The organism is Cronobacter sp. EKM101R (assembly GCF_963888145.1).
GTDB lineage: Bacteria > Pseudomonadota > Gammaproteobacteria > Enterobacterales > Enterobacteriaceae > Cronobacter > Cronobacter turicensis.
Genome location: NZ_CAWPHW010000012.1, coordinates 571,856 through 596,606, shown reverse-complemented (window position 1 = coordinate 596,606; position 24,751 = coordinate 571,856). Strand labels below are relative to the sequence as shown.

19 protein-coding genes are annotated in these 24,751 nt (G+C 60.4%); 10 read left to right on the top strand and 9 right to left on the bottom strand.

Features of this window, described 5'->3' with window-relative positions:
- Nucleotides 1–259 precede the first annotated feature (259 nt).
- The 3 genes from exaC to AACV31_RS11365 all read left to right on the top strand — a co-directional run bounded on the left by exaC (nt 260) and on the right by AACV31_RS11365 (nt 4,239).
- Nucleotides 260–1,780 carry an acetaldehyde dehydrogenase ExaC gene (gene exaC / locus AACV31_RS11375; protein WP_165154218.1) on the top strand — a complete coding sequence of 507 codons (1,521 nt, stop codon included), beginning with the start codon at nt 260–262 and terminating at the stop codon, nt 1,778–1,780.
- A gap of 32 nt (nt 1,781–1,812) precedes the next feature.
- On the top strand, nt 1,813–2,844 hold the full coding sequence (adhP, locus tag AACV31_RS11370) for an alcohol dehydrogenase AdhP (RefSeq protein WP_165154216.1): 1,032 nt from the start codon (nt 1,813–1,815) through the stop codon (nt 2,842–2,844).
- Between the two features lie 351 nt (nt 2,845–3,195).
- Complete coding sequence (locus AACV31_RS11365) at nt 3,196–4,239, top strand: hypothetical protein (RefSeq protein ID WP_165154214.1); 1,044 nt, start codon at nt 3,196–3,198, stop codon at nt 4,237–4,239.
- Nucleotide 4,240: 1 nt separating this feature from the next.
- Here the strand turns inward: AACV31_RS11365 and nifJ are convergent, their stop codons facing one another.
- Complete coding sequence (gene nifJ, locus AACV31_RS11360) at nt 4,241–7,762, bottom strand: pyruvate:ferredoxin (flavodoxin) oxidoreductase (RefSeq protein ID WP_165154212.1); 3,522 nt, start codon at nt 7,760–7,762, stop codon at nt 4,241–4,243.
- A 278-nt stretch (nt 7,763–8,040) separates the two neighbouring features.
- Between nifJ and AACV31_RS11355 the strand changes: the two genes are divergently transcribed.
- Entirely contained in the window at nt 8,041–8,307 is a 267-nt protein-coding gene (locus AACV31_RS11355) for a putative hemolysin (RefSeq protein ID WP_032804641.1), read from the top strand.
- On the opposite strand, the gene hslJ is transcribed toward AACV31_RS11355, so the two are convergent.
- Complete coding sequence (gene hslJ, locus AACV31_RS11350) at nt 8,308–8,730, bottom strand: heat shock protein HslJ (protein WP_165154210.1); 423 nt, start codon at nt 8,728–8,730, stop codon at nt 8,308–8,310. It lies immediately after the preceding gene.
- A gap of 53 nt (nt 8,731–8,783) precedes the next feature.
- Nucleotides 8,784–9,773, bottom strand: coding sequence for a 2-hydroxyacid dehydrogenase (locus AACV31_RS11345; protein WP_165154208.1), 990 nt, complete (start codon nt 9,771–9,773; stop codon nt 8,784–8,786).
- Nucleotides 9,774–9,984: 211 nt separating this feature from the next.
- Here AACV31_RS11345 and AACV31_RS11340 point away from each other — a divergent pair, with 211 nt between their 5' ends.
- The 4 genes from AACV31_RS11340 (at nt 9,985) to AACV31_RS11325 (ending at nt 13,554) form a co-directional block, all read left to right on the top strand.
- Nucleotides 9,985–12,627 (top strand): YdbH family protein, encoded by a 2,643-nt coding sequence (locus AACV31_RS11340; protein ID WP_165154206.1) that lies wholly within the window; start codon nt 9,985–9,987, stop codon nt 12,625–12,627.
- Nucleotides 12,624–12,815 (top strand): YnbE family lipoprotein, encoded by a 192-nt coding sequence (locus tag AACV31_RS11335; protein WP_075198696.1) that lies wholly within the window; start codon nt 12,624–12,626, stop codon nt 12,813–12,815. Before AACV31_RS11340 ends, AACV31_RS11335 begins: the two co-directional genes overlap by 4 nt.
- A 12-nt stretch (nt 12,816–12,827) precedes the next feature.
- Nucleotides 12,828–13,148 (top strand): YdbL family protein, encoded by a 321-nt coding sequence (locus tag AACV31_RS11330; protein ID WP_075198695.1) that lies wholly within the window; start codon nt 12,828–12,830, stop codon nt 13,146–13,148.
- A gap of 79 nt (nt 13,149–13,227) precedes the next feature.
- Entirely contained in the window at nt 13,228–13,554 is a 327-nt protein-coding gene (locus AACV31_RS11325) for a hypothetical protein (protein WP_075198694.1), read from the top strand.
- 60 nt (nt 13,555–13,614) lie between these two features.
- Here AACV31_RS11325 and azoR read toward each other — a convergent pair whose 3' ends face one another.
- Complete coding sequence (azoR, locus tag AACV31_RS11320) at nt 13,615–14,220, bottom strand: FMN-dependent NADH-azoreductase (protein ID WP_105539278.1); 606 nt, start codon at nt 14,218–14,220, stop codon at nt 13,615–13,617.
- A 205-nt stretch (nt 14,221–14,425) separates the two neighbouring features.
- Here azoR and hrpA point away from each other — a divergent pair, with 205 nt between their 5' ends.
- Complete coding sequence (gene hrpA / locus AACV31_RS11315; RefSeq protein WP_165154204.1) at nt 14,426–18,331, top strand: ATP-dependent RNA helicase HrpA; 3,906 nt, start codon at nt 14,426–14,428, stop codon at nt 18,329–18,331.
- A gap of 297 nt (nt 18,332–18,628) precedes the next feature.
- Entirely contained in the window at nt 18,629–19,135 is a 507-nt protein-coding gene (locus tag AACV31_RS11310; protein ID WP_105539280.1) for an REP-associated tyrosine transposase, read from the top strand.
- Nucleotides 19,136–19,263: 128 nt separating this feature from the next.
- On the opposite strand, the gene AACV31_RS11305 is transcribed toward AACV31_RS11310, so the two are convergent.
- The 5 genes from AACV31_RS11305 to AACV31_RS11285 are packed head-to-tail and all read right to left on the bottom strand — an operon-like array spanning nt 19,264 to nt 24,593.
- Nucleotides 19,264–19,920, bottom strand: a complete 657-nt coding sequence (locus AACV31_RS11305) for an O-methyltransferase (protein WP_075198691.1) — start codon at nt 19,918–19,920, stop codon at nt 19,264–19,266.
- A 56-nt stretch (nt 19,921–19,976) separates the two neighbouring features.
- Nucleotides 19,977–21,386 carry an efflux transporter outer membrane subunit gene (locus tag AACV31_RS11300; RefSeq protein ID WP_165154202.1) on the bottom strand — a complete coding sequence of 470 codons (1,410 nt, stop codon included), beginning with the start codon at nt 21,384–21,386 and terminating at the stop codon, nt 19,977–19,979.
- Nucleotides 21,386–22,468 carry an HlyD family secretion protein gene (locus AACV31_RS11295; protein WP_007761666.1) on the bottom strand — a complete coding sequence of 361 codons (1,083 nt, stop codon included), beginning with the start codon at nt 22,466–22,468 and terminating at the stop codon, nt 21,386–21,388. The genes AACV31_RS11300 and AACV31_RS11295 overlap by 1 nt, the downstream gene beginning before the upstream one ends.
- Before the next feature lie 38 nt (nt 22,469–22,506).
- Nucleotides 22,507–24,162: an MFS transporter gene (locus tag AACV31_RS11290; RefSeq protein WP_165154200.1), complete on the bottom strand. Its 1,656-nt coding sequence runs from the start codon at nt 24,160–24,162 to the stop codon at nt 22,507–22,509.
- Nucleotides 24,162–24,593 carry a MarR family winged helix-turn-helix transcriptional regulator gene (locus AACV31_RS11285; protein ID WP_165154198.1) on the bottom strand — a complete coding sequence of 144 codons (432 nt, stop codon included), beginning with the start codon at nt 24,591–24,593 and terminating at the stop codon, nt 24,162–24,164. Before AACV31_RS11285 ends, AACV31_RS11290 begins: the two co-directional genes overlap by 1 nt.
- Between the last annotated feature and the right edge of the window lie 158 nt (nt 24,594–24,751).

The window sequence follows — 24,751 nt, the reverse complement described above, 5'->3', positions numbered from 1 at the left end:
GTAAGTGTACATGTTTCAAATATGTAGCATTTTGGTGTCTCATGTGTTGCGACACATGACACAGTTCCGCGACATTTTCCGTGCGACACGCCGCGACGACGCGCCAGCGCACGGCACTCATTAATTTCAACCCTCTGTTTTTCATTGATTTTTAAAAGATGCTTTCGTGCTGCGTCACTCTGGCATAAGAACTGCTTATCTCTGTGTGCCGCACAGCAGACTGTGCTTAACCGATTGTCGCTACACTGAGGAATTTGCCATGAAATATGCTCACCCCGGTCAGCCTGGTGCTCTCGTTAGCTTTAAACAGCGTTATGGAAACTTTATTGGCGGTCAGTTTGTCGAGCCTGTCGAAGGTCAATATTTCACTAACACCACGCCGGTGACGGGCGCGGTGGTGGCGGAGTTCCCGCGCTCAGGCGCCGCCGACATCGAACGCGCGCTGGATGCAGCCCATGCCGCGGCGCCCGCGTGGGGCAAAACCAGCGTGCAGGAGCGCTCTAACCTGCTGCTGGCCATCGCCGATCGCATGGCGGGCCATATCGAACAGCTGGCGCTCACCGAGAGCTGGGACAACGGCAAACCCATCCGCGAAACGCTGAACGCCGATATTCCGCTGGCGGTGGACCACTTCCGCTACTTCGCCGGTTGTCTGCGTGCCCAGGAGGGCAGCGTGGCGGAAATCGATCAATACACCGTCGCCTATCATATCTACGAGCCGCTCGGCGTGGTCGGCCAGATAATCCCGTGGAACTTCCCGATCCTGATGGCGGCGTGGAAACTCGCGCCTGCGCTGGCGGCGGGCAACTGCGTGGTGCTCAAACCTGCGGAGCAGACGCCGCTTGGCATTTCCGTATTTATGGAGCTGATTGGCGATCTGCTGCCGCCGGGCGTGGTGAACGTGGTGCACGGGTTCGGGCAGGAGGCGGGCGAGGCGCTGGCGCGCAGCAAACGCATCGAGAAAATCGCGTTTACCGGCTCCACGCCGGTCGGACGGCATATTCTGGCCTGCGCGGCGGAAAATATTATCCCCAGCACCGTCGAACTCGGCGGAAAGTCGCCTAATATTTACTTTGCCGACATCATGCAGGCAGAGCCTGAATTTATTGAAAAAGCGGCCGAAGGGCTGATTCTGGGCTTCTTTAACCAGGGGGAAGTCTGCACCTGTCCTTCCCGCGCCCTGATTCAGGAATCGATTTACGAACCCTTTATGGAGCGTGTGCTGGCGCGTATGGCCAACATTCGTAAAGGCGACCCCTATGACACTGAAACCATGATTGGCGCACAGGCCTCTCAGGAACAGTTCGACAAAATTCTCTCGTACATCGATATCGCGCGCGGCGAGGGCGGCCAGATCCTCGCGGGCGGCTCGCGTCTGAACCACGGCGCGGCGCTGGAGAAGGGCTTCTACATTGAGCCGACGCTGATTAAAGGCGAGAACGACATGCGCTTCTTCCAGGAAGAGATCTTCGGGCCGGTTATCGGTATCACCACCTTTAAAGACGCCGATGAGGCGCTGAAGCTTGCGAACGCCACCGAATTTGGCCTTGGCGCGGGCCTGTGGACACGTGACACCAATCTTGCCTGGCGTATGGGCCGCGAAATCAAAGCGGGCCGCGTCTGGACCAACTGCTATCACCTTTATCCGGCGCATGCCGCGTTCGGTGGTTATAAAAATTCCGGTATCGGCCGCGAAACCCATAAGAAAGCGCTGGAGCATTACCAGCAGGTGAAAAATTTGCTGGTCAGCTATGACATCCAGCCTCTGAACCTTTTCTGATCCATCCGAACTACCCGTTAACGAGGTGACTGATGAAAGTGATGAAAATGAAAGCGGCAGTGGTAAAAGCCTTCGGGCAGCCGCTGGAGATCCAGGAAGTGCTGGTGCCGGAAGTGACGCCGGGTAAAGTGCTGGTGAAAATCGCCGCGACCGGCGTCTGCCATACCGATTTACACGCGGCGGAAGGCGACTGGCCGGTGAAACCGAACCCGCCGTTTATTCCGGGGCACGAAGGCGTGGGCCATGTCGTGGCGGTCGGTCAGGGGGTGACGCACATCAAAGAGGGCGATCGCGTGGGCGTGCCGTGGCTCTATTCCGCCTGCGGCCACTGTGAACACTGCTTAAGCGGCTGGGAAACGCTCTGTCACGGCCAGCAAAACTCCGGGTATTCGGTGAACGGCACCTTTGCGGAGTATTGCCTGGCGGACGCCAATTACGTCGGCATCTTGCCGGATAACGTTGAATTCACCAGCATTGCGCCAATTCTCTGCGCGGGCGTCACGGTCTATAAAGGGCTGAAGATGACCGACACCAAACCGGGCGACTGGGTGGTGATTTCCGGTATTGGCGGGTTAGGGCATCTGGCTATTCAGTATGCCAACGCCATGGGGCTGAACGTGGCGGCGGTGGATATCGACAAGGATAAGCTGGAGTTCGCGAAACGCCTCGGCGCGCAGGTCGTCGCCAACGCGCTGGAAGTCGATCCGGGCGGCTATTTCCATGACACCTTCGGCGGCGCGCACGGCGTGCTGGTGACGGCGGTCTCGCCAAAAGCGTTCGCGCAGGCCACAACGATGATGCGCCGTGGCGGCACCATGGTATTAAACGGCCTGCCGCCGGGCAAATTCGATCTCTCTATCTTCGATATGGTGCTGGACGGCACGACGGTGCGCGGCTCGATTGTCGGTACGCGTAAAGACTTGCAGGAGGCGCTCGATTTCGCCGGGCATAACAAAGTGGCGGCGGAAATTGCGGTCGAGCCGCTGGAGAATATCAACGATATTTTCGATCGTATGCGTAACGGGAAAATCACCGGCCGCATCGTGGTGGATATGTCGCTGTAAAAATAAGCGCCGCAGGGAGGCGGCGCTTTTTGTTTGCGGCAATGCTGAGGTATTAACGCTTACGCTTTTTGACAGCCATAACAATAAAAACCACCAGCAGCGCGCCAATAATCATCCCTAAAGTATGCATCTTATTTCCCCGGGTTTACGTGAAGCCCTTACAGGCAGGCGGCGGAGTATAGCGAATTTGAACTTCAGATTATACCAGGCGCGCCCCCAACATTAAGGGGGTTGTCAGCCATTGTGGCGGTTTTAAAAAATAATTACGTTGCGGAATTACACCCTATGGTCAGGTTGCAGGCCAAAATATTTCTCATTAAGGTGGGTTATCTTCTGACTTAAGGAAAGGTCATGTTCGGCTTATTGCATAAACTGCCGCGTCAGCTGCCCGCGCTTATTCTCTTCTGGTGTATTAACTGGGTCATCACTCTCATTCTGCTCGCGATAGCGAATAAAACCCATCACCCGTCGCTGGTCGGCGCAGCCATCTGGTTCAACATGCTGTGGGTGTGCGCCTATATCGTCGAATACCATGGACGAAAAGCCTTCCAGGCGCAGGAGCGCAAGCGGCTGGCGCGTTTCCTGCCGCGCCAGCCATACAGCCAGGTAAAAGCGCTGGTATCGATGGCAAGGGCCACGACCCTGTTGCTCTCGGCAGGCTTTCTGCTGGCGGTCGCGCATGCCAACGGCACTGTGGTCTGGTTACTGGTGGCGGCCTGTTGCGTGTTCGGCGCCCTCTGCCTGGTGCGTTTTTATCTGCTTTGTACATCAGTTTTAAGCCCGCAGGCCGCGTCCATATTTGGTAAAACCTGGCCGCTGGTACTGGCGCTGGTACTCTTTTTCGGCAAGATGTTGGCCAGCGCCGTGCTGCTTGAATCCTGGGATATTTCAGCGGCGCAGATGCCCTATACCACCTGGTGCCTCACACTCTTTATGGCCGCGTTTATCGCCTTCAACGTCGCCTATTTATTAATTATGCTCGTATCCGCCCTGATGGAAGCGAGCCTGCGGCGACGTAAAAAACGCGTCTCGCTTGCCATGGGCAGCCAGATATTACTGGTGGCGGCGTTTGCCAGCGTCATGCCCGGTTTAATTATGGCTAATACCCGCACCCTCGGCGGGGCACTATTAAATTCCTTTTATCAGTTCGATACGCGCAGTACGTTCCGCTGTGGCGACCGCTACCAGACGATTTATGATCTTGGTGAAAAAGCGCGTTATTTAGCGGTGGGTGAAAATCAATATCGTGGGTTTTTTCTGAAGGACGGGGATTTACACGGCGTGGCGGTGAAATGCACCACCGGCGATAAATTCACGTGGTACCGGGTATTAAGCCGCGAGGAGCTGGGAGCAAATGCCCCTGTAAAAAACAGGGGCGTTAAAGGGGCGCGCTAACTTATTCGCTGACTTTCTCGGCTTTGCCCGCGAGCTGCGCCAGGAAGTCGTAGCGTTTTTGCAGATCGGCGGCGGCGTCTTTCCAGAGCTGTTCGGCCACCTCCGGCTGCTGGGCGTTGAGACGGCGGAAGCGCTGCTCGGCGAGCAGGGTTTCCGCCAGCGCGTCTGACGGCGGGCGAGAATCGAGCGACAGCGGCAGCTTGCCTTCGTCGGCGCGACGCGGGTCGAAGCGATAGAGCGGCCAGAAGCCCGTCGCGGTGAGCTGGCGCATCTGATCGTGGCTCAGCGCCAGATCGTAGCCATGCTCCTCGCAGGGGCTGTAGGCAATAATCAGCGACGGGCCGGGGTAAGCTTCCGCCTCCTGAATCGCTTTCACCGTCTGGTTAAGCTGCGCGCCAAGCGAAATCTGCGCCACATACACATGACCGTACATCATCATGCTCACGCCCAGATCTTTACGCGCCTTGCGTTTGCCGTGCTCGCCGAATTTCGTCACCGCGCCGAGCGGCGTGGCTTTCGACGCCTGTCCGCCGGTGTTGGAGTAACACTGCGTATCAAGCACCAGAATATTGACGTTCTCAGTGAGGCTCAGCACATGGTCAAGGCCGCCAAAGCCGATGTCATACGCCCAGCCGTCGCCGCCAATCAGCCAGATAGATTTCTCCACCAGCGCGTCGGCATCGGCGAGCAGCTGTTGCGCGCCTTCCACGCCCTGTAACTGCTGGCGCAGCTCGGCGACCTGTTCGCGACGCGCCTGCGGCGTTGCATCGCTTTGCAGCGCATCAAACAGCGCGGGCGAGAGCGTATCGGCAAACTGCGTCAGCAGACGCTGCACGCGGGCCTTATGCTGATCGACCGTTAAGCGAAAACCGAGGCCAAACTCCGCATTATCCTCAAACAGCGAATTTGCCCACGCCGGACCGCGGCCATTGGCATCGGTGGTATACGGCGTCGAGGGCAGGTTGCCGCCATAAATCGACGAGCAGCCGGTGGCGTTGGCAATCAACATACGGTCGCCGTAAAGCTGGGTCAGCAGCTTGATATAGGGCGTTTCCCCACAGCCGGAGCACGCGCCGGAGTATTCAAACAGCGGCGTGATGAGCTGCGAGGTGCGAATGTCGATACGCTCCAGCGTGCTGCGATCGATCTCCGGCAGGCTCAGGAAGAAATCGTAGTTGCGCTTCTCTTCCTCCACATGCTCCAGGCGCGACATCATATTGATCGCTTTGATTTCCGGGTTCTGCCGGTCTTTCGCCGGGCAGACCTCGACGCACAGGTTGCAGCCGGTGCAGTCTTCCGGGGCCACCTGGAGCACATATTTCTGGCCGCGCATATCGCGGGATTTCACATCCAGCGCGGCGAGGGAGCCGGGCGCGTCGGCGAGCGCTTCCGGGGCCACCACTTTGGCGCGGATAGCCGAGTGCGGGCAGGCGGCGACGCAGTGATTGCACTGAGTGCAAAGCTCTTCTTTCCAGATGGGGATCGCCTCGGCGATGTTGCGTTTCTCCCACTGGGTCGTGCCGAGCGGCCAGGTGCCGTCCGGGGGCAGCGCGGAGACCGGCAGCGCATCGCCAAGGCCCGCCAGCATGGCGGCGGTGACGGTTTTCACAAAATCGGGCGCGGCGTCGGAGACCACCGGCGGGCGCACATGGCTGCTTTCATCGACGGGCTGGCGCGCCACTTCGAAGAGAGATTCGCGGGCCAGCGCCAGCGCCTGCCAGTTACGCTCCACCAGCTCCTGGCCTTTGCTGCCGTAGCTTTTGGCGATGGCGCCCTGGAGCGCCTGCAGGGCGCTGTCGCCCGGCAGGATCTGCGTCAGATGGAAAAACGCCATCTGCATGACGGTGTTGATACGCGCACCGAGCTGGCATTCGCGGGCGATTTTCGCGGCGTTCACCACAAAGACGCGCGCGTTTTTGTTATTCAGCGCCGCCTGAACTTCCTGCGGCAACTGGTGCCAGACCTCATCCGGGGCGTAAGGCGTGTTAATCAGGAAAATGCCGCCAGGCTTCAGGCGTTCGGCCATCGGGTATTTATCGATAAACTGCAACTGATGACAGCCGACAAAATCCGCCTGGCTGACCAGATACGCGGAGTTAATCGGCCGCTCGCTGACGCGCAGGTGGGAAACGGTCAGGCCGCCCGCCTTTTTGGAGTCGTAAACGAAATAGCCCTGTGCGTACCACGGCGTCGCGTTACCAATAATTTTAATGTTGTTCTTGGTGGCCGAGACGCTGCCGTCGCTGCCCAGCCCGTAAAACAGCGCTTCCAGGCGCGCATGGGAAGGCAGCGTATTTTCCGGCAGCGGCAGGGAGAGATGCGTCACGTCATCGTAAATACCGACGGTAAAGCGCGGTTTCGGCGTGGCAGCGCTCAGTTCATTAAAGACCGCCAGCACGCAGTCCGGGCCAAATTCTTTAGAGGAGAGTCCGTAGCGCCCGCCGATGACGCGCGGCAGGCTGTCGCGCTCGCCGCGGTTAAAGGCTTCCGCCAGCGAGGTCATCACATCCAGATAAAGCGGCTCCGCGTGCGCGCCCGGCTCTTTGGTGCGATCGAGTACCGCGATACGCTGGGCGCTCTGCGGCAGCGCCGCCAGCAGGTGATGCGCGCTGAACGGGCGGAACAGGCGCACTTTCAGCACGCCCACTTTCTCGCCGCGCGTGAGCAGTTCATCCACCACTTCTTCGCAGGTGCCGCTGGCGGAGCCCATCAGGAGAATCACCCGTTCGGCCTCCGGATGGCCGTAATACTCAAACGGCCTGTACTGGCGGCCCGTGGCGGCGGCGAAATCGTTCATCGCCTGTTCGACATGGTCATAGACCGCGTTATACCAGGGGTTGGTTGCCTCGCGGGACTGGAAATAGGTATCCGGGTTGGCGGAGGTGCCGCGGATCACCGGGTGTTCCGGGTTGAGCGCGCGGGCGCGGTGGGCGTCAATCTCCGCCTGGGGCAGCAGGGCGCGGATCGTGTCATCGGCGAGCGGCGCGATTTTGTTGATTTCGTGTGAGGTGCGAAACCCGTCGAAAAAATGAATAAACGGCACGCGGCTTTTCAGCGTGGCGATATGGGAAATCAGCGCGAAATCCTGCGCCTCCTGCACGCTTGCGGCGCACAGCATCGCGCAGCCGGTCTGGCGCACGGCCATGACGTCTGAATGATCGCCGAAAATCGACAGCGCGTGGGTGGCGACGGTACGCGCCGCCACGTGCAGCACAAAGGGCGTTAACTGACCGGCGAGCTTATAGAGCGTCGGGATCATTAACAGCAGGCCCTGGGAAGAGGTAAACGAGGTGGAGAGGGCGCCCGTCTGGAGCGCGCCGTGGACGGTGGCGATAGCGCCCGCCTCGGACTGCATCTCCACCACGCGCGGGACGTCGCCCCAGACGTTTTTCATCCCGTTGCCGGCCCAGGCATCGGCCTGCTCCGCCATCGTGGAGCTCGGCGTGATGGGATAAATGGCGATAACTTCACTGGTGCGAAAAGCGACTGAAGCGACTGCGCCGTTGCCGTCGGTAGTAATCATAAAAGACCCTTACATTGCGCAACATTGTCAGGTCTGCGCGGGGGCGACAGACCCTGTAGTAATAAGGGAATTCTAGCAAACCCCCGGGATCGGGATTTTCGTTTTTGTGTACTGACTATTCGCCAGGTGAATCATTTCATGCGCAGGATCAAGAGAAGAACGCCGAAAAGCGCAAAAAATTGTGTCTTCGTCCAAAAAAGCAGCAGCGGGAATCTCGACGCGCCGCGTCGGGCGGCCTATGATGCTCAGGTTTTGCTTGTCAACGAAAGGGGAGAAACATGCGAGCAGCGTTTTGGGTAGGATGTGCCGCGTTATTATTATCGGCATGCAGCAGCGAACCCGTTCAGCAGGCCACCGCGGCCCATGTGCCGCCGGGAATGCGGGCTGCGATGTCGAGCGCAGGGCAGGCGAACTGCGCGATGGTCGGGGGCTCGCTGTCGGTCGCGCGCCAGCTTGACGGCACGTCTACCGGCATGTGCGCACTGCCCAACGGCAAACGCTGCAGCGAAGCGGCGCTCGCCTCTGGCGCGTGCGCCGCGTACTGATTACGACATCAGATCCGCCAGTTTATAGACCAGACTGTACTGGCGGTATTTCAGGGTGAGTTGCTGTTTCTCCACGCTCACCGTCGCTCCCTGACTTAACATCTCATTTATCAGCTTATCCAGTTCATTAAGCTGCGGCTCGGCGCACAGCATCCGCGTTGACGCCAGCCCCTGCACCTTCAGCGTATCGCCCTGCAGCTCTCCCTGACCCATAAAGCGGTTACACATGCTGCCGGAGACATGCATTTGCTCGCCAAAACTCAGCTCAGGCACACGGCGCGTGGCGTCGAGCGGCGCGCCGTTCACGGTTTGCAGTACGTAGCGGTGATGTTGCAGCATGTCAGGCGTGACGTGCGAAGAGGTGGCGCTCTGGCAGCCCGCGAGGGTCATTGCCGCCAGTAACGTGAAAAGGATGTTTTTCATGGGCGTCTCCCCGAGGAAAAAAACGCGACGCGCCAGGCGGCGCGTCGGCGGTGTTACACCAGCTCGTTAGGGCAAGGCTGGCCTTGTTCCAGCTGGCGCAGATTGCCAAGCGTAGTTTCAGAAATGCTGATAAGCGCCTCTTCCGTCAGGAACGCCTGATGGCCGGTGAACAACACGTTGTGGCAGGCGGAGAGACGGCGGAACACATCATCCTGAATCACGTCGTTGGATTTATCTTCAAAGAACAGATCGCGCTCGTTTTCATACACGTCCATGCCCAGCGCGCCGATTTTCTGGCATTTAAGCGCTTCGATCGCCGCCTGAGAATCGATCAGGGCGCCGCGACTGGTGTTGATGATCATCACGCCATCTTTCATCTGCTCAAACGCGCTCTGGTTAAGCAGGTGATAGTTTTCCGGGGTCAGCGGGCAGTGAAGGCTAATCACATCGGATTGCGCCAGCAGGGTCGGCAGGTCGACATATTCGACGCCAATTTCCAGCGCGGCGGCGCTCGGGTACGGATCGAACGCCAGCAGACGCATGCCAAAGCCTTTCAGGATGCGCAGCGCCGCGACGCCGATTTTACCGGTGCCGATAACGCCTGCGGTCTTGCCGTACATTGTAAAACCGGTCAGCCCTTCAAGGTTAAAGTTAGCATCGCGGGTGCGTTGATACGCGCGGTGAATGCGGCGGTTGAGACACATCATCATGCCTACCGCATGTTCAGCGACGGCTTCGGGAGAATAAGCCGGCACGCGCACCACTTTCATCCCCAGCTCTTTCGCGGCGTCGAGATCGACGTTGTTAAAGCCCGCGCAGCGCAGCGCGATAAACTTCACGCCATGCTTTTTCAGCTCTTCCAGCACCGGGCGGCTGGCGTCGTCGTTAACGAAAATACAGACGCCGTCACAGTTCAACGCGGTTTTCGCCGTGCGCTCGGTTAACAGGAAGTCATAAAATTCAAGATCGAAGCCATAATCCTGGTTAACATGCTGCAAATACTTTTTGTCGTACTGCTTTGTGCTATAAACCGCCAGTTTCATAAGACTTTCTCCAGTGATTTGCTGTGATCACGTTAGCATAATTAAAAATGTCGTACAAAGTTTAAAAAATAATTGTCGAACAGCTGCTTACCTCTAATTCTAGGTCAACTATGCTTTCAGAGCCGCCCTGGCTTCACCTCGCCCGGCAAAGCTGTCAGAATAACGGCTTTCTTCGGCATAAATTCTCGCTGAATCAGGATATTAACGGCCCATGAAGGGTAAATACAGAGCCGTCATCGCTTTATTACTTCTGGTTGTGCTGCTTCCTCTGGCGCTGCTCTTAACCGCAGGCTACTGGCTGCCGACGCTCGCGGGCGTCTGGCTGCCGCAGGGTACGCGCATTGCGCTGGAGCAGCGCCCGCGCCTGACCCGCTCCGCTATCGTGCTGCCGGATCTGCGTTATTTCGCAGGTAACTGTGAACTCGCTCACGCGCAAAACGTGGTGCTAAGCCACCCGACGCGCTGGCGGCTGCATCTTGACGCGCTCGCTCTTAACACCGGCTGCTTTAGCGCCATCCCTGACGCCCCCGCGCCCGGCGCGCCGCGCACGCTCGCCCAGTGGCAGGCGATGCTGCCGGAAAGCGAGGTCGATATTGCGCGCCTTACGCTCGCCGACCTGCCTGATTACGTCGGCGCATTGCAGTTGAGCCTGAGCCCCCAGGCGCAAAGGGTGGCGTTTAGCGGCGATAAGCTGGAGGTCAAAGCGCGTCTCGAAGGGCAGGCGCTGAAGGTTGAACAACTGCGTCTGGCGCTCTTTGACGGCCAGCCGCCAGTGTCGCTGCTCGGCGATTTTACGCTCGCGCTGATGCCGGACGGCATTCCGACCAAAGGCGAGGCGCAGGCGCGGTTTTCGCTGCCCCGGGCGCCGTATGACGCCCGCGCCGAGGTGACCTGGCGCGGCGGCGAAGGGCAACTGCTGGTCTTCGCGCAGGACGATCCCGATCCGCTGCTCGATCTCCCGTGGCAGGCCGGCCACGATTCATTCGCCTTCAGCGACGGGCGCTGGCGCTGGCCGTATCAGGGGTTTCCGCTGAGCGGACGATCCGCGCTGCGTGTGGAGAACTGGCGCGGCGGGCTGGACGCGGCGCGCGTCAGCGGGCGCATAAATGTGGTGACGCAGGGGAACGCCGGGAAGGGCAACGCGGTGCTGACCTTCGGCCCCGGCACCCTGAGCCTGCGCGAAAGCGCGATGCCGCTGCGCATCACCGGCGAGGCCAAACAGGACGCGCTGGCGATTTACGCTGGTTTGCCCGCCATGCTGCGCGGCCCGTTGCTGTCGCCGGAGCTGCATTTTATGCCGGGCGCGCTGCTGCGCTCGCGCGGGCGACTCATTGATGCGCTGAATATCGAAGAGATCCGCTGGCCGCTCGCGGGCGTCACCGTCACGGAAAAAGGCATCGACGGGCGTTTACAGGCCATCGCCCGCGCCAGCGAGCCCGGCCAGGGCGATATGCTGCTGCATCTCGATGGCCGCGCCGAGGATTTTCTGCCTGACGCTGGCCTGTGGCGCTGGCGCTACTGGGGCAACGGCACCTTTGAACCGATGCGATCGCGCTGGTCGATTGGCGGTCGCGGCGAGTGGCGCGACGACGTCGTTACGCTCAGCGAACTCAACACGCGTTTTGATCAATGGCAGTACGGCAGCATGACGGTCGAGCGCCCGCAACTGGCGCTCAGCACGCCGGTGCGCTGGGCGCGGGGCGCCGCCGCCCAGGCGCTGGAGGGCGCGCTGAAGCTCGATGCCGGGACGACGCATTTTACCAGCGGCGCCAGCCTGCCGCCGTCGACGCTCAACTTTAGCGTGCAGGGGCGCGACCCGAGCGCGTTTCAGTTTAAAGGCGACCTGCACGCGGGCGAGATCGGGCCGGTACGCGTCAATGGCCGCTGGGATGGCGAACGGCTGCGCGGTCAGGCCTGGTGGTCGCCGCAGCCGCTGGCCGTATTCCAGCCGCTGCTGCCGCCAGACTGGAAGCTGCTGCTGCGCGACGGCGGCTTTTACGCCCAGGTGGCGTTCTCCGCCGCTGCAGGCCAGGGTTTCGAGGCGGGAGGCCACGGCGTGGTGAAACAGGGCAGCGCCTGGACCAAAGACAACCAGTTCAACGGCGTTGACTTCGTGCTGCCGTTCCGCTTTCGCGATTCGACCTGGCAGTTTGGCACGCGCGGGCCGGTGCGCCTGAATATCGCGGAGATCCAAAGCCAGGTGCCGGCGCGGGATATCACGGCGTCGCTCCAGGGCAGCTACCCGTGGAGCGAGGCAAATCCGCTGGTGCTAAGCGACGTCAGCGCGTCGCTGCTCGGCGGCAAAATCCGCATGCAGCAGTTACGCCTGCCGCAGCACACGGCCGGGCTGTTGCGTCTGGAAAATATCTCGTCGAGCGAACTCATCACCGCGACCAACGTCAAACAGGTGGCGCTCTCCGGGGCCATTAACGGCGCGCTGCCGCTGTGGCTCGATAACCCGCAGTGGATTGTGCATGACGGCTGGCTCACCAGCCCCGGCCCGCTGACGCTGCGCATGGATAAAGAGATGGCGGACGCGATGGCGCGCGATAACGCGGCGGCCGCGGCGGCGGTCAACTGGCTGCGCTATATGGAAATCTCCCGCTCCTGGACGCGGCTGGATGTTGATAATCTCGGCGTGCTGCGCATGCGCTCGGAATTCCGTGGCGAAAGCCACGTGGACGGCAAAACCAGCGGCGTGCGGCTTAACTATCAGCATCAGGAAAATCTTTTCACGCTGTGGCGCAGTTTACGTTTCGGCGACAATTTACAGTCCTGGCTTGAACAACACGCGACGCTCCCCGCCGCGCGCTGCAAGGCAACGTCAGGGAAGACCTGCGAGGAACAACCATGAAAATCATCATCACGCTGATGGCGGGCCTCATCCCGCTGGCGCTGGGCGGCTGTACGCCGCGCATTGAGGTGGCGGCGCCGAAAGAGCCGATTACCATTAATATGAACGTCAAAATTGAACACGATATCCATATTAAAGTGGATAAAGACGTCGAAGCGTTGCTGCAAAGCCGCAGCGATCTCTTCTGAGGAGGCGAGCCAATGAGAAGCCTGCTGGTCGTGATGCTGGCGCTGTTGCTGGCAAGCCCCGTCAGTTATGCGCTGACGCTGGAAGAGGCCCGCGCGCAGGGGCGGGTGGGCGAAACGCTCACCGGTTATCTCGCGCCGGTGGCGCAGGATGCTGAGACGGCGGCGCTGGTGGCGCGCATTAACCAGGCGCGCGCCGCAAGCTACCGCGAGGTGGCGCAACAGAACGGATTGCCGGTCGATGCCGTGGCTAAAATGGCGGGGCAGAAGCTGGTGACGCGCAGCAAACCCGGCGAGTACGTGCGCGGCATCAATGGCCGGTGGATGAAAAAATAACGGCGCTACTCCCCACGGGTAACAGACGAGGCTGCGCGCCTGTGTCACGCTCGGGAGACGTTTTTACAGGAGAAACCTTATGGCAACTGAATATACTCTGCCGCTGGACGGCGACCAGGCGTCGTCGTTATCCGCTATCGCGCAGGTGCTGCGCGCCAACGCCGGGCTGTTTAAATCGCTGGTGATGTCCGAGCACCCGGACGATATCCGCTACGCGTATCAGCCGGAGTCGTTTGAGGTCACCGACATCACCGACAGCACGTTTACGTTCCGCTGTCTGGTGCACTATTTCGAGCCCTGCTGCGATCGCAATATGCACGATCCGCGTACCTACACCATTCCCTACCAGGTGCGCGATAACACGCTGGTGTTCGCGCTCGATGAAACGCCGTGGGTTGTAGCGTAACGCCGCTTTCGCCCATAAAAAAACCGCCCCGAAGGGCGGTTTTTTCGTCTGGCTGTCTGATTACGCAGAGACCAGCGCGTCGATAGCGGCTTTGGCGTCGCTCTGCGCTTTGGTCGCCATTTCCGGGCCGTAGGCCACGCCTTCGGCAAACACGACGTTTACGTCGGTGATGCCGATAAAGCCCAGGAACAGGGAGAGGTACGGCGTTACGAGATCGGTCGGGGTATCTTTATGGATGCCGCCGCGGGTGGTCAGCACGATAGCGCGTTTGCCGGTCACCAGACCTTCCGGGCCTTTCTCGGTGTAGCGGAACGTCACGCCGGCGCGGGCTACCAGGTCAAAGTAGTTCTTGAGCTGGGTCGGGATGTTGAAATTGTACATCGGCGCCGCAATAACAATGACGTCATGCGCCTTAAGCTCAGCAATCAGTTCATCAGAGAGCGACAGCGCGTCCTGCTGACGCGGGGTCAGCGGCGCGTCTGACGGACGCAGCGCGCCGACCAGTTCGCCATCCAGTACCGGCACCGGGTTTGCCGCCAGGTCGCGCACGGTGATTTCATCCGTGCTGTGCTTTTCACGCCACTGATCCACGAAGTAGTCGGAAAGCTGGTTGGACTGGGAGTAACCTGCCAGAATACTGGACTTCAGAACGAGTACTTTGCTCATGGGATGTTCCTTTTGATTTGGTTGTCAGGGCGGTTGCCCCCGTTGCTTGACGACAACTGTATTCACAAACCGATTACAGTGATAGCGCAATATATCGAAGTCTATGTTCTAAATTTTTGAACAAGGCGCGCCAGGAAGCGGTGTGGTACTCTACGCTTAACGAAACCTTTAGCTATAACGGGCCGCGCACAGGCCGCATAACACCATGATGGAAAAACAAAACATTACCCTCTCCGCCCTGATGTCACGTCTCGACTCGCTGATGCTGCGCGATAAAAGCCGCTTCGCTCGTCGCCTGCACGGGGCCAAAAAGATTAAAAATACTGAATCTCAGCAGGCGCTTTTCGAACAGCTCTCTCAAGAGATGAGCGAGGCGGCAGGGAGAGTCCTGCTGCGCGAAGCGGCGCGCCCGGCTATTACTTACCCGGAAAACCTGCCGGTCAGCCAGAAGAAGCAGGATATTCTTAACGCCGTGCGCGACCACCAGGTCGTTATCGTGGCGGGGGAGACCGGCTCCGGGAAAACGACCCAGTTGCCGAAAATCTGCATGGAGCTGGGGCGCGGGGTGAAAGGGCTTATCGGCCACACCCAGCCGCGCCGTCTCGCGGCGCGTACCGTCGCGAACCGCATCGCCGAAGAGCTGCACACCGAGCCGGGCGGCTGCGTGGGCTATAAAGTGCGCTTCAGCGATCACGTCAGCGACAACACCATGGTCAAGCTGATGACCGACGGTATTTTGCTGGCGGAGATCCAGCAGGACCGTCTGCTGATGCAGTACGACACCATCATTATCGATGAGGCGCACGAGCGCAGCCTGAACATCGATTTTCTGCTGGGCTATCTGCGCGAGCTGCTGCCAAAGCGCCCGGATCTGAAGATCATTATTACGTCGGCGACCATCGATCCTGAACGCTTCTCGCGCCACTTCAACAACGCGCCGATTATCGAAGTTTCCGGCCGTACTTATCCGGTTGAGGTGCGCTATCGCCCGATCGTCGAAGAGGCGGACGATACCGAGCGCGACCAGTTACAGGCGATTTTCGACGCCGTGGAAGAGCTGGGCCGCGAAGGGCCGGGCGACATCCTGATTTTTATGAGCGGCGAGCGCGAAATTCGCGACACCGCCGACGGCCTGATGAAGCTCAACCTGCCGCACACCGAGGTGCTGCCGCTCTATGCGCGCCTCTCAAACAGCGAGCAGAACCGGGTGTTCCAGTCGCATTCGGGGCGACGCATTGTGCTGGCGACCAACGTGGCGGAAACCTCGCTGACGGTGCCGGGCATTAAATATGTGATAGACCCCGGTACGGCGCGCATCAGCCGTTACAGCTACCGCACCAAAGTGCAGCGGCTGCCTATCGAGCCGGTGTCCCAGGCCTCCGCTAACCAGCGTAAAGGGCGCTGCGGGCGCGTCTCGGAAGGCATCTGTATTCGTCTCTATTCGGAAGATGATTTCCTGTCGCGCCCTGAATTTACCGACCCGGAAATCCTGCGCACCAACCTGGCGTCCGTTATTCTGCAAATGACGGCGCTGGGTCTTGGCGATATCGCGGCGTTCCCGTTTGTCGAAGCGCCGGATAAGCGCAACATTCAGGACGGCGTGCGCCTGCTGGAAGAGCTCGGCGCGATTACGACTGACGCGCAGGCGTCGGTGTATAAACTGACGCCGCTGGGCCGTCAGCTGTCGCAACTGCCGGTGGACCCGCGTCTCGCGCGCATGGTGCTGGAGGCGCAAAAGCATGGCTGCGTGCGCGAGGCGATGATCATCACCTCGGCGCTGTCGATTCAGGATCCGCGCGAGCGTCCGCTCGATAAACAGCAGGCGTCGGATGAAAAACACCGCCGCTTCCACGATAAAGAGTCCGATTTCCTGGGCTTCGTGAACCTGTGGAACTACCTCGGCGAGCAGCAGAAAGCGCTCTCGTCCAATCAATTCCGCCGTCTGTGCCGTACCGATTACCTTAATTACCTGCGGGTGCGCGAATGGCAGGATATCTACACCCAGCTGCGCCAGGTGGTGAAAGAGCTGGGCATTCCGGTAAACAGCGAACCGGCGGGCTACCGCGAGGTGCACACGGCGCTGCTGACCGGCCTGCTGTCGCACATCGGCATGAAAGACGCCGATAAACAGGAGTACACCGGCGCGCGCAACGCGCGGTTCTCCATTTTCCCGGGCTCGGGACTGTTTAAAAAGCCGCCGAAGTGGGCAATGGTGGCGGAGCTGGTGGAGACCAGCCGGCTGTGGGGCCGCATCGCGGCGCGTATCGATCCAGAGTGGATCGAACCGGTGGCGCAGCACCTCATTAAGCGCTCATACAGCGAGCCGCACTGGGAGCGGGCGCAGGGCGCCGTGATGGCGAGCGAGAAAGTGACGCTCTACGGCCTGCCCATCGTGGCCGCGCGCAGCGTCAACTACAGCCAGATCGATCCTGTGCTCTCCCGGGAGCTGTTTATCCGTCATGCGCTGGTGGAAGGCGACTGGCAGACGCGTCACGCCTTTTTCCGCGAAAACCAGAAGCTGCGCGCCGAAGTGGAAGAGCTGGAGCATAAATCGCGTCGCCGCGACATTCTGGTGGACGACGACACGCTGTTTGAGTTTTACGATCAGCGCATCAGCGTTGATGCGATTTCCGCCCGCCACTTCGACAGCTGGTGGAAGCAGGCGAGCCGCGAGACGCCGGATCTGCTCAATTTTGAAAAGAGCATGTTGATTAAAGAGGGCGCGGAGAAAGTCAGCAAGCTCGATTACCCGAACTTCTGGCATCAGGGCAACCTGAAGCTGCGCCTGTCCTACCAGTTTGAGCCGGGCGGCGACGCCGACGGCGTGACGGTACACATCCCGCTGCCGCTGTTAAACCAGGTCGAAGACGTGGGCTTTGAGTGGCAGGTGCCGGGAATGCGCCGCGAGCTCATCATCGCGCTGATTAAATCGCTGCCGAAACCGGTGCGCCGCAATTTCGTTCCGGCGCCCAACTACGCCGAGGCGTTTTTAGGCCGCGTTACGCCGCTGGAGCTGCCGCTGCTGGACGCGCTGGAGCGCGAGTTGCGCCGTATGACCGGCGTGACGATTGACCGCGAGGCGTGGCAGGCCGAACAGGTGCCCGATCATCTTAAAATGACCTTCCGCGTGGTGGATGAGAAAGGCCGCAAGCTGCGCGAGGGCAAAGATCTCCATGCGCTGAAAGAGGGGCTCAAGGATAAAGTGCAGGAGACGCTTTCCGCGGTGGCGGATGACGGCATTGAGCAGAGCGGGCTGCATATCTGGAGCTTCGGCACGCTGCCCGAGCGCTATGAGCAGAAGCGCGGCGGCTACCAGGTGAAAGCGTTCCCGGCGCTGGTGGATGAGAAAGAGAGCGTCGGCATCCGGTTGTTCGACAACCCGCAGGAGCAGCAGCACGCCATGTGGCGCGGCCTGCGCCGCCTGTTGCTGCTGAACATTCCGTCGCCGATTAAATATCTGCACGAGAAACTGCCGAACAAAGCGAAGCTGGGGCTCTATTTCAACCCGTACGGCAAGGTGCTGGATCTGATTGACGACTGCATCTCCTGCGGCGTCGATAAGCTTATCGCCGAGAACGGCGGGCCGGTATGGAGCGAGACGGGCTTTGCGCAGCTTCACGATAACGTGCGCGCGCAGCTCAACGATACCGTGGTGGATATCGCAAAGCAGGTCGAACAGATCCTGACGGCGGTCTTTAGTATCAATAAGCGCCTGAAAGGGCGTGTGGATATGACGATGGCGCTCGGCCTGTCGGATGTTAAAGCCCAGATGAGCGGGCTGGTGTATCGCGGGTTTGTCACCGGCAACGGTTATAAGCGCCTCGGCGACACGCTGCGTTATCTCAACGCCATTGAAAAACGGCTTGAGAAAATGGCCGTCGACCCGCACCGCGACCGCGCGCAGATGCTGAAGGTGGAAGCCGTACAGCAGGCGTGGCAGCAGTGGCTCAACAAGCTGCCGCCCGCGCGTCGCGACGACGACGACGTACAGGAGATCCGCTGGATGATCGAGGAGCTGCGCGTGAGTTATTTCGCCCAGCAGCTCGGCACGCCATATCCGGTCTCCGATAAGCGCGTGTTGCAGGCGATGGAGCAGGTGGGCGGGGCGTAAGGGTGAGGGCGGTGGGTGTTCGTGTGGCATGGGTAGGTGCGTAATGTGGCGACGGTGGGTGCGCTGCGCTTACCCACCCTACAACACCCCCGTTAACCTTTGCGCAGGGCGTAGTGCGTAGGGCGGGTAAGCGAAGCGCACCCGCCGTTCCGGAATCTCTCTCGCAAACCTGACATCCCCAAAAAGCGAATGCCCATCGTACATGTTATAAACCCGCGACAACTCCCGTAGGGTGGGTAAGCGTAAGCGCACCCACCATGAAAACGGCAACCTGTCTCATGGATGGAGGCGAATCGTATGTCCCGCTATCGCAGGCTTTATATTCCCGGCAACACCTGGTTTTTTACCGTCAATTTACGCGACCGTCGCAGCCTGCTGTTATGCCGCGCCATTGACCTGCTGCGCGCGCAGGTTGCTCGCGTGAAACGCCGCTATCCCTTTACGATCGACGCCTGGGTGGTGCTGCCCGAACATATGCACTGTATCTGGACGCTGCCGGAGGGTGACAACGATTATTCCCTCCGCTGGCAGGAGATCAAAAAGGGGTTTACCCGCGCGTTGACGCCGCGACGAGCGGCAGATACGGTCTGGCAGCGGCGCTTCTGGGAGCATGGCATTCGTGATGAAAAGGATTTTCGGCGGCATAGGGATTACGTCTATTTCAACCCGGTTAAACATGGTTGGGTGCGCCAGGTGTGCGAATGGCCGTTTTCGTCGTTTCACCGTGATGTGGCGCGCGGGTTGTACCCAAAAACCTGGGCGGGGGATAGCGGGGAGTTTAACGTTGGTGAGCGGCGCCGGTAGTCGCGGTTTAGAGTTGTGAGTTGTTGTTGAATTGGGTAATGGTGGGTGCGCTGCGCTTACCCACCCTACAACACCCACGCTAATCTGTACGTAGGGCGGGTAAGCGAAGCGCACCCGCCACGCCGTAATTACTTCACCACCGCCAGCGTAAATCCGTCCCAGCCCTTGCTGCCGACGGTTTGCAGCGCGGTGGCGCGCAGGCGCGGGTGGTTGCCCAGCATCTCAATGAAGGTTCGCACGCCCTGGACGCGTAAATCGTCGCTCTGCGGGTCGGTTACGGCGCCGTCGCGTACTACGTTATCGCCGACAATTACCGTGCCGGTGCGTGAGAGCGTCAACGCCCATTCCAGGTACAGCGGGTTATTCGGTTTATCGGCATCAATAAAAATCAGATCGAAGGGCGGCTCGTCGGCGTACAGCGGCAGGCTTTCCGCCGCAGGCCCCACGCGCAGCTGCACTTTCGGCGTCACGCTCGCCAGCGCCAGGTTGGCGGCCGCCACAGCGGCGTGTTCCGCATTCGCCTCAAGCGTCACCACCACGCCATCCTCCGGCAGCGCGCGCGCCAGCCACAGCGTGCTGTAACCGCCGAGGGTGCCGATTTCCAGCACCCGTTTCGCGCCGGTCATCATCACTAAAAGCCCCAGAAACTGCCCCTGCAAGGGTGATACATCATGCGGCGGCAGACCCGCCAGACGGTTGTTCTCCAGCACCTGCGCCATCAGCGGATCGGCGGGAATTAGCGCCTGCGCGAGATACTCGTCCACTTCGCTCCATTCTTGCTGCATCGAACCGCTCTCCTGAAAGCGCGCCGCGCGGGCGCGTTATGCTACGGGTGGGCCACCTATGGAGCATAGCCGGGTTTCCCGCTTTGCGCTGCGCCTCCCGGCCACCCGCCGCCGAGCGACCGGTAGAGATCCACCTGCGCCAGCAGCAGATTATTTTTCACCTGCACCACGTTAAGCTGCGCCGTAAAGAGCGTGCGGCGGGCATCCAGCTCATCAAGATACGAGGCGTACCCGTTCTGGTAACGGTTATGGGCGATACGCAGCGTCTCCTGGGCAGCCTGCGCCTGCGCCTGTAGTTCAACGAGCTGTTCGCCAAGACGTTGCACCGCGTCAAGACTGTCGTTCACTTCCTTAAAGGCGTTGCGTACCGTGCTCTCATAGCTGTACAACGCCTGATTTTTTTGTGACGTTGTCACGTCAACCTGCGCATTCAGCGCCTCGCGGTTGAGCAGCGGCGCCAGTACGCTGGCGCCCACGCTCCAGAGCCGCAACGGATTGGCGAGCAGTTCCGGCAGGGTATTCTCCTGAAGCGATCCCGACGCGGTAAGGTTAATGCCCGGCAGCAGACGCGCGCGGGCCACTTGCAGCTGCGCATCGCTCGCCACCAGCGTCTGTTCGGCCTGGACGATATCCGGGCGGCGGTTCAGCAATGATGACGGCAACTGGGAGGGGATCGTAAGCGGGCTTAAGGCGTCGAACTCGCCGCCGCGCGCGACCGGGCCGGGGTTCTGGCCGATGAGAATGCTCAGCGCGTTTTCCTGCTGCGTGATCTGGTGCTGGATCTGCGGGATTTGCGCGCGCGTGGCGCGCACTTCGGATTCCGACTGCATCAGCTCCAGCCGTGAGCTGTAGCCGGTTTCATACTGGCGTTTCGCCAGCTTCAGGGCGTCTTCGCGCGCGGCAAGCGTTGATTGCGTCACCCGAAGCTGCTCATCCAGCGCCAGCAGCGTGATATAACCGCTCGCGACCTGCGACGCCACGGTGAGGTTCGCGGCGGCGGCCGCCGCTTTCTGCGCCTCCAGGCTCGCCCGGGCGGCGTCGGCGGCGCTGGCGTACTGGCCCCAGATATCGACGTTATAACTGGCGTTCAGGCTGCCTTTGTAGAGATCGCCATACACCGGCAGCCCCGTCGCGGCGGATTGCGAACGGCTGCGACCGGCGCTGAAACCGGCGTCGAGCGTCGGGAAGCGATCGCCGAGCGCCGCCTGTACCTGCGCCTGATATTGGTTAATGCGTTCGCGGGCCAGCAGCACGTCGCTGTTGTAACGTAGCGCCTGGTCCACATAGCGGTTAAGCGCGGCATCGTGAAAATTGCGCCACCAGAATCCTTCCGTGGGCGAGGACGGGCCGACGGCGGCGCGCCAGGCAGGCGGAATAACCAGCGACGGGCGGGCCTGCTCTACGCTGCCTGAATGACAGCCCGCGAGCAGGAGCGCGGCGGTCAGCAGAGTCAGAGAGCGGCGCATTATTTCGCCTCGCTGCGGGTGTTGATCGTGACCTGTACCGACATGCCGGGGCGCAGGCGGGCGCGTTTTTCGGCGTCACCCAGCACCTCGATGCGTACCGGAATACGCTGGGCGATTTTCACAAAGTTGCCGGTCGCGTTATCGGGCGTAATGGCGCTGAACTCCACGCCTGTCGCCGGAGAGATGCTCTGCACGCGGCCCTCGAATTTCTCATCGTTCAGCGCGTCTACGGTGAACGTGACCGACTGACCGGTTTTCACATCGGCAAGCTGGGTTTCTTTCAGGTTGGCGATGATCCAGTTCTGCGGCGGCACCAGCGACGTCAGCCGCGTTCCGGCGGTCACGTAGCCGCCCTGGCGCACGGTAATTTGTCCAAGCTGACCGTCGCGTGGGGCGATGATACGGGTGTTTTGCAGGTCGATTTCAGCAAGCTCCAGCGCCGCGCGGGCATTTTCGACATCTGCTTCCAGCGACGCGCGGTTCACAATCACGCTTTGCAGGTTCTGACGCGACACCTCAAGCTGGGCGGCGGCCTGCTCTACGCTTGCGCTGCCCTGCGCGGCGCTGGCGATGGCGGCGTCGCGCTCGCGCACCGACAGCGAGCCGTCCTGGGCCAGTTCCTTCACACGGCGTAAATCGGCCTGATTATGCAGGCTCTGGGCGCGGGCGCTGGCGAGCGCCGCTTTATTCTGGGCGATGGTCGCCTCGGCGCTGCGGCGCTGTTGCAGATTGTTGGCAAGCGCCGCCTCGCGCATCGCAAGCGTGGCCTGCGCCTGATGCACCCGCTGTTTGTAGATGCGGTCATCGATGGTCATCAGCACGTCGCCCTGTTTCACATGCGCGAAATCCTGCACGTTGACGGCGGTGATATAGCCGTTCACCTGCGGGCTGATAAACGTCGTCATGCCGCGCACGTAGGCGTTATCCGTGGAAGCCGCGTGGCGGGTAAACGGCGGAAGCTGCCAGGCGTACATAATCACCAGCAGGCCGACCAGCCCGATGGCGCCGGCGGCGAAAAAGGACACCACGCGCAGGTTGTTTTTTTCCGGCGACGCGGGGGTGGGGGCGCCTTGTTGGCTCATCACTACTCCAGAATCATTTCAGTCAAAAAATCGTCAGGTTACTGGCCGCTTTGCATCGCCTGCTTCAGGGCACGGCGCGCGGCAAGCCGCAGGCGGATAAGCCGCCAGAAAATCCACAAGAGCGTCGAGGCGGCGATAGCCGCCGTCAGCAGACAGGTATCGTTATAGGCCAGAATATTGGCCTCGGTGGTCGCTACAGTTTGCAACTGCTGCACCGCCTGGGTGTTTAACAGCGTCGGGTCCGTAAGCTGGTTGCTCCAGATCTGGCTGTATTGCGCGAGCCGTTCATTCACCAGCGGGTTGAGCGAGGAGAGCTGGTCGGCGAGCAGGCTGGAGTGATATTTCTCCCGCCAGGTCTGAAAGGTGCCGAGTAACGCCGAGCCGATTAGCCCGCCCAGGTTCTGGCTCATGCCGAACAGCACTGAGAAGCTCACCAGGTTGCGTGGATCGGCGATAACGCCGCCGATGCCCGCCAGCATCGCGGGCGCCAGGAAAAAGGCGCTGCCGAAGCCGAGCAGAAACTGGCTTATCAGCATCTGATCGGCGCGGGTCTGGCTGGTGGCCTGGCTGTCCATCAGCGAGGCGATAATCATCAGCGCCAGCGAGACCATAATCGGCCAGACGGTTTTTTGCGGGTTGATAGTGAGCGCGCTGGTGACGATGCCGCAAATCACGCCCGCCAGAATCGCCAGCGCCAGGTGCGTCATCTGCTCATTCTGTAAACCGATATACTGCAACCAGCCGATAGCGCCCGTGTTCTGCTCCGCCAGGACAATGCGGATCAGCACCATAATCAGCCCGAGGCGCACGATACTGCCGCTGGAGAGCCAGCGGGTGTTCAGTAGCGGGTTAGCGCGGTTATGTTCAAACGCGATAGCGGTAATGATAAGCACCAGCGACGCGCCGAGGGCCCAGCCTATCCACGGCGCTTCAAACCACCAGTCGAGCCGTCCGAGCGACAGCGCGCCGCAGAGCAGCGCCATGCCAGGCGCCATCAGTAAGAACGTAATAAAATCTTTTTTCTCAAACACTTTACGGCGATCGCCCGGCGGTAATTTCAGCGCAATCACGCAGGCGAGTGAAATCAGCGCCAGCCCCAGCTCAAACAGATAGAGGCCGCGCCACTCCTCCAGTTGCAGCAGCTCGGTGGAGAAGAGGCGGGCGATGGGGATCGCCAGCTGCGAACCGGTAATGCCGATGGTCAGCGCCTTCAGGCGATGCTTCGCGGGCCAGGCCTGGATCTGGTAATAGATGCCGAGCGAGCTGAGCGCCGCGCCCACCATGCCGTGCGCGGCGCGCACCATAATCGCGGTGTTGAGATCGTTAACGAACAGGTGGAAAAACGTCACCAGCACGTAGAGCACCAGGAACCCTTCGGTAAAGGCGCGCAGCCCGTACTGCTGGCGAAATTTCACCAGCAGCAGGTTGATGGAGACGTTGGTCATCACGTAGACCGCGGGCAACCAGGCGATTTCCGTCGACCAGGCCGCGAACGTGCCCTGCAAATTTTGCAGGTTTGCCGTGACCATCGCGTTGCCGAGCGCGCCGGTCAGACACACCAGCAGCCCGACGATGCCATAGGCGATGCGCTTCCAGGGCGCATGGTGCGGCGTCGACGGTGAGCCGAGCAGCATCGGTTTTTCATGGGGCGCCCATTCGCGCGGCGCATAAGGGTCGTGTTTCACCGATCGCATTACTGTTTTTCAATTTCCTGCAACAAACGGTCCAGTACGCGACGCGTGACGGCCAGTTCTTCCGGGGGAATGGTGGAAAGGATAGTCTCCCTGAGGCTGTCCGCCTCGACTTTCACCTTTTCAAACAGCGCCTGGCCCTGGTCAGTGGCGACCAGCAGCCGCTTGCGGCGATCGCCAGGCGGCGTGACGCGCTCTACAAGATGCTGCTCCACCAGACGGTTCAGCAGCGGCACCAGCGTCGCGCTCTCCACGCCCAGCTGCTGCGCCAGCTCGCCCTGCGACAGCGGCGTTGCATTGCGCGCGATGGCGGCGACGGCCACCCAGCTCGCCTGGCTCATGCCAAGCCCTTTCAGCCGCCGGTCCATCGCGAGCCGCCAGTGGTGGGCGGTCATCCACAGCAAATGTGAGAAAGTCAGGTCACGCGTATCCACGGCGGTTATCCATTCGTTAGTGCTCTAACTATTCTAGGGCGCGCTATTTTAATAATTCAAGTGAATGTAAATTAATCTTTAAAAAATATTGTGAATGTATGGCGGCGCGTTGTCTGAATTACAGCGGAACTGGTTGCCGCTGCGCTATGCTGTGATGC

What these genes read in the sequence shown, in the direction of transcription:
- exaC (WP_165154218.1), top strand. Translation starts at nt 260, where the DNA reads ATGAAATATGCTCACCCCGGTCAGCCTGGTGCTCTCGTTAGCTTTAAA.
- adhP (WP_165154216.1), top strand. Translation starts at nt 1,813, where the DNA reads ATGAAAGTGATGAAAATGAAAGCGGCAGTGGTAAAAGCCTTCGGGCAG.
- AACV31_RS11365 (WP_165154214.1), top strand. Translation starts at nt 3,196, where the DNA reads ATGTTCGGCTTATTGCATAAACTGCCGCGTCAGCTGCCCGCGCTTATT.
- nifJ (WP_165154212.1), bottom strand. Translation starts at nt 7,762, where the DNA reads ATGATTACTACCGACGGCAACGGCGCAGTCGCTTCAGTCGCTTTTCGC.
- AACV31_RS11355 (WP_032804641.1), top strand. Translation starts at nt 8,041, where the DNA reads ATGCGAGCAGCGTTTTGGGTAGGATGTGCCGCGTTATTATTATCGGCA.
- hslJ (WP_165154210.1), bottom strand. Translation starts at nt 8,730, where the DNA reads ATGAAAAACATCCTTTTCACGTTACTGGCGGCAATGACCCTCGCGGGC.
- AACV31_RS11345 (WP_165154208.1), bottom strand. Translation starts at nt 9,773, where the DNA reads ATGAAACTGGCGGTTTATAGCACAAAGCAGTACGACAAAAAGTATTTG.
- AACV31_RS11340 (WP_165154206.1), top strand. Translation starts at nt 9,985, where the DNA reads ATGAAGGGTAAATACAGAGCCGTCATCGCTTTATTACTTCTGGTTGTG.
- AACV31_RS11335 (WP_075198696.1), top strand. Translation starts at nt 12,624, where the DNA reads ATGAAAATCATCATCACGCTGATGGCGGGCCTCATCCCGCTGGCGCTG.
- AACV31_RS11330 (WP_075198695.1), top strand. Translation starts at nt 12,828, where the DNA reads ATGAGAAGCCTGCTGGTCGTGATGCTGGCGCTGTTGCTGGCAAGCCCC.
- AACV31_RS11325 (WP_075198694.1), top strand. Translation starts at nt 13,228, where the DNA reads ATGGCAACTGAATATACTCTGCCGCTGGACGGCGACCAGGCGTCGTCG.
- azoR (WP_105539278.1), bottom strand. Translation starts at nt 14,220, where the DNA reads ATGAGCAAAGTACTCGTTCTGAAGTCCAGTATTCTGGCAGGTTACTCC.
- hrpA (WP_165154204.1), top strand. Translation starts at nt 14,426, where the DNA reads ATGATGGAAAAACAAAACATTACCCTCTCCGCCCTGATGTCACGTCTC.
- AACV31_RS11310 (WP_105539280.1), top strand. Translation starts at nt 18,629, where the DNA reads ATGTCCCGCTATCGCAGGCTTTATATTCCCGGCAACACCTGGTTTTTT.
- AACV31_RS11305 (WP_075198691.1), bottom strand. Translation starts at nt 19,920, where the DNA reads ATGCAGCAAGAATGGAGCGAAGTGGACGAGTATCTCGCGCAGGCGCTA.
- AACV31_RS11300 (WP_165154202.1), bottom strand. Translation starts at nt 21,386, where the DNA reads ATGCGCCGCTCTCTGACTCTGCTGACCGCCGCGCTCCTGCTCGCGGGC.
- AACV31_RS11295 (WP_007761666.1), bottom strand. Translation starts at nt 22,468, where the DNA reads ATGAGCCAACAAGGCGCCCCCACCCCCGCGTCGCCGGAAAAAAACAAC.
- AACV31_RS11290 (WP_165154200.1), bottom strand. Translation starts at nt 24,162, where the DNA reads ATGCGATCGGTGAAACACGACCCTTATGCGCCGCGCGAATGGGCGCCC.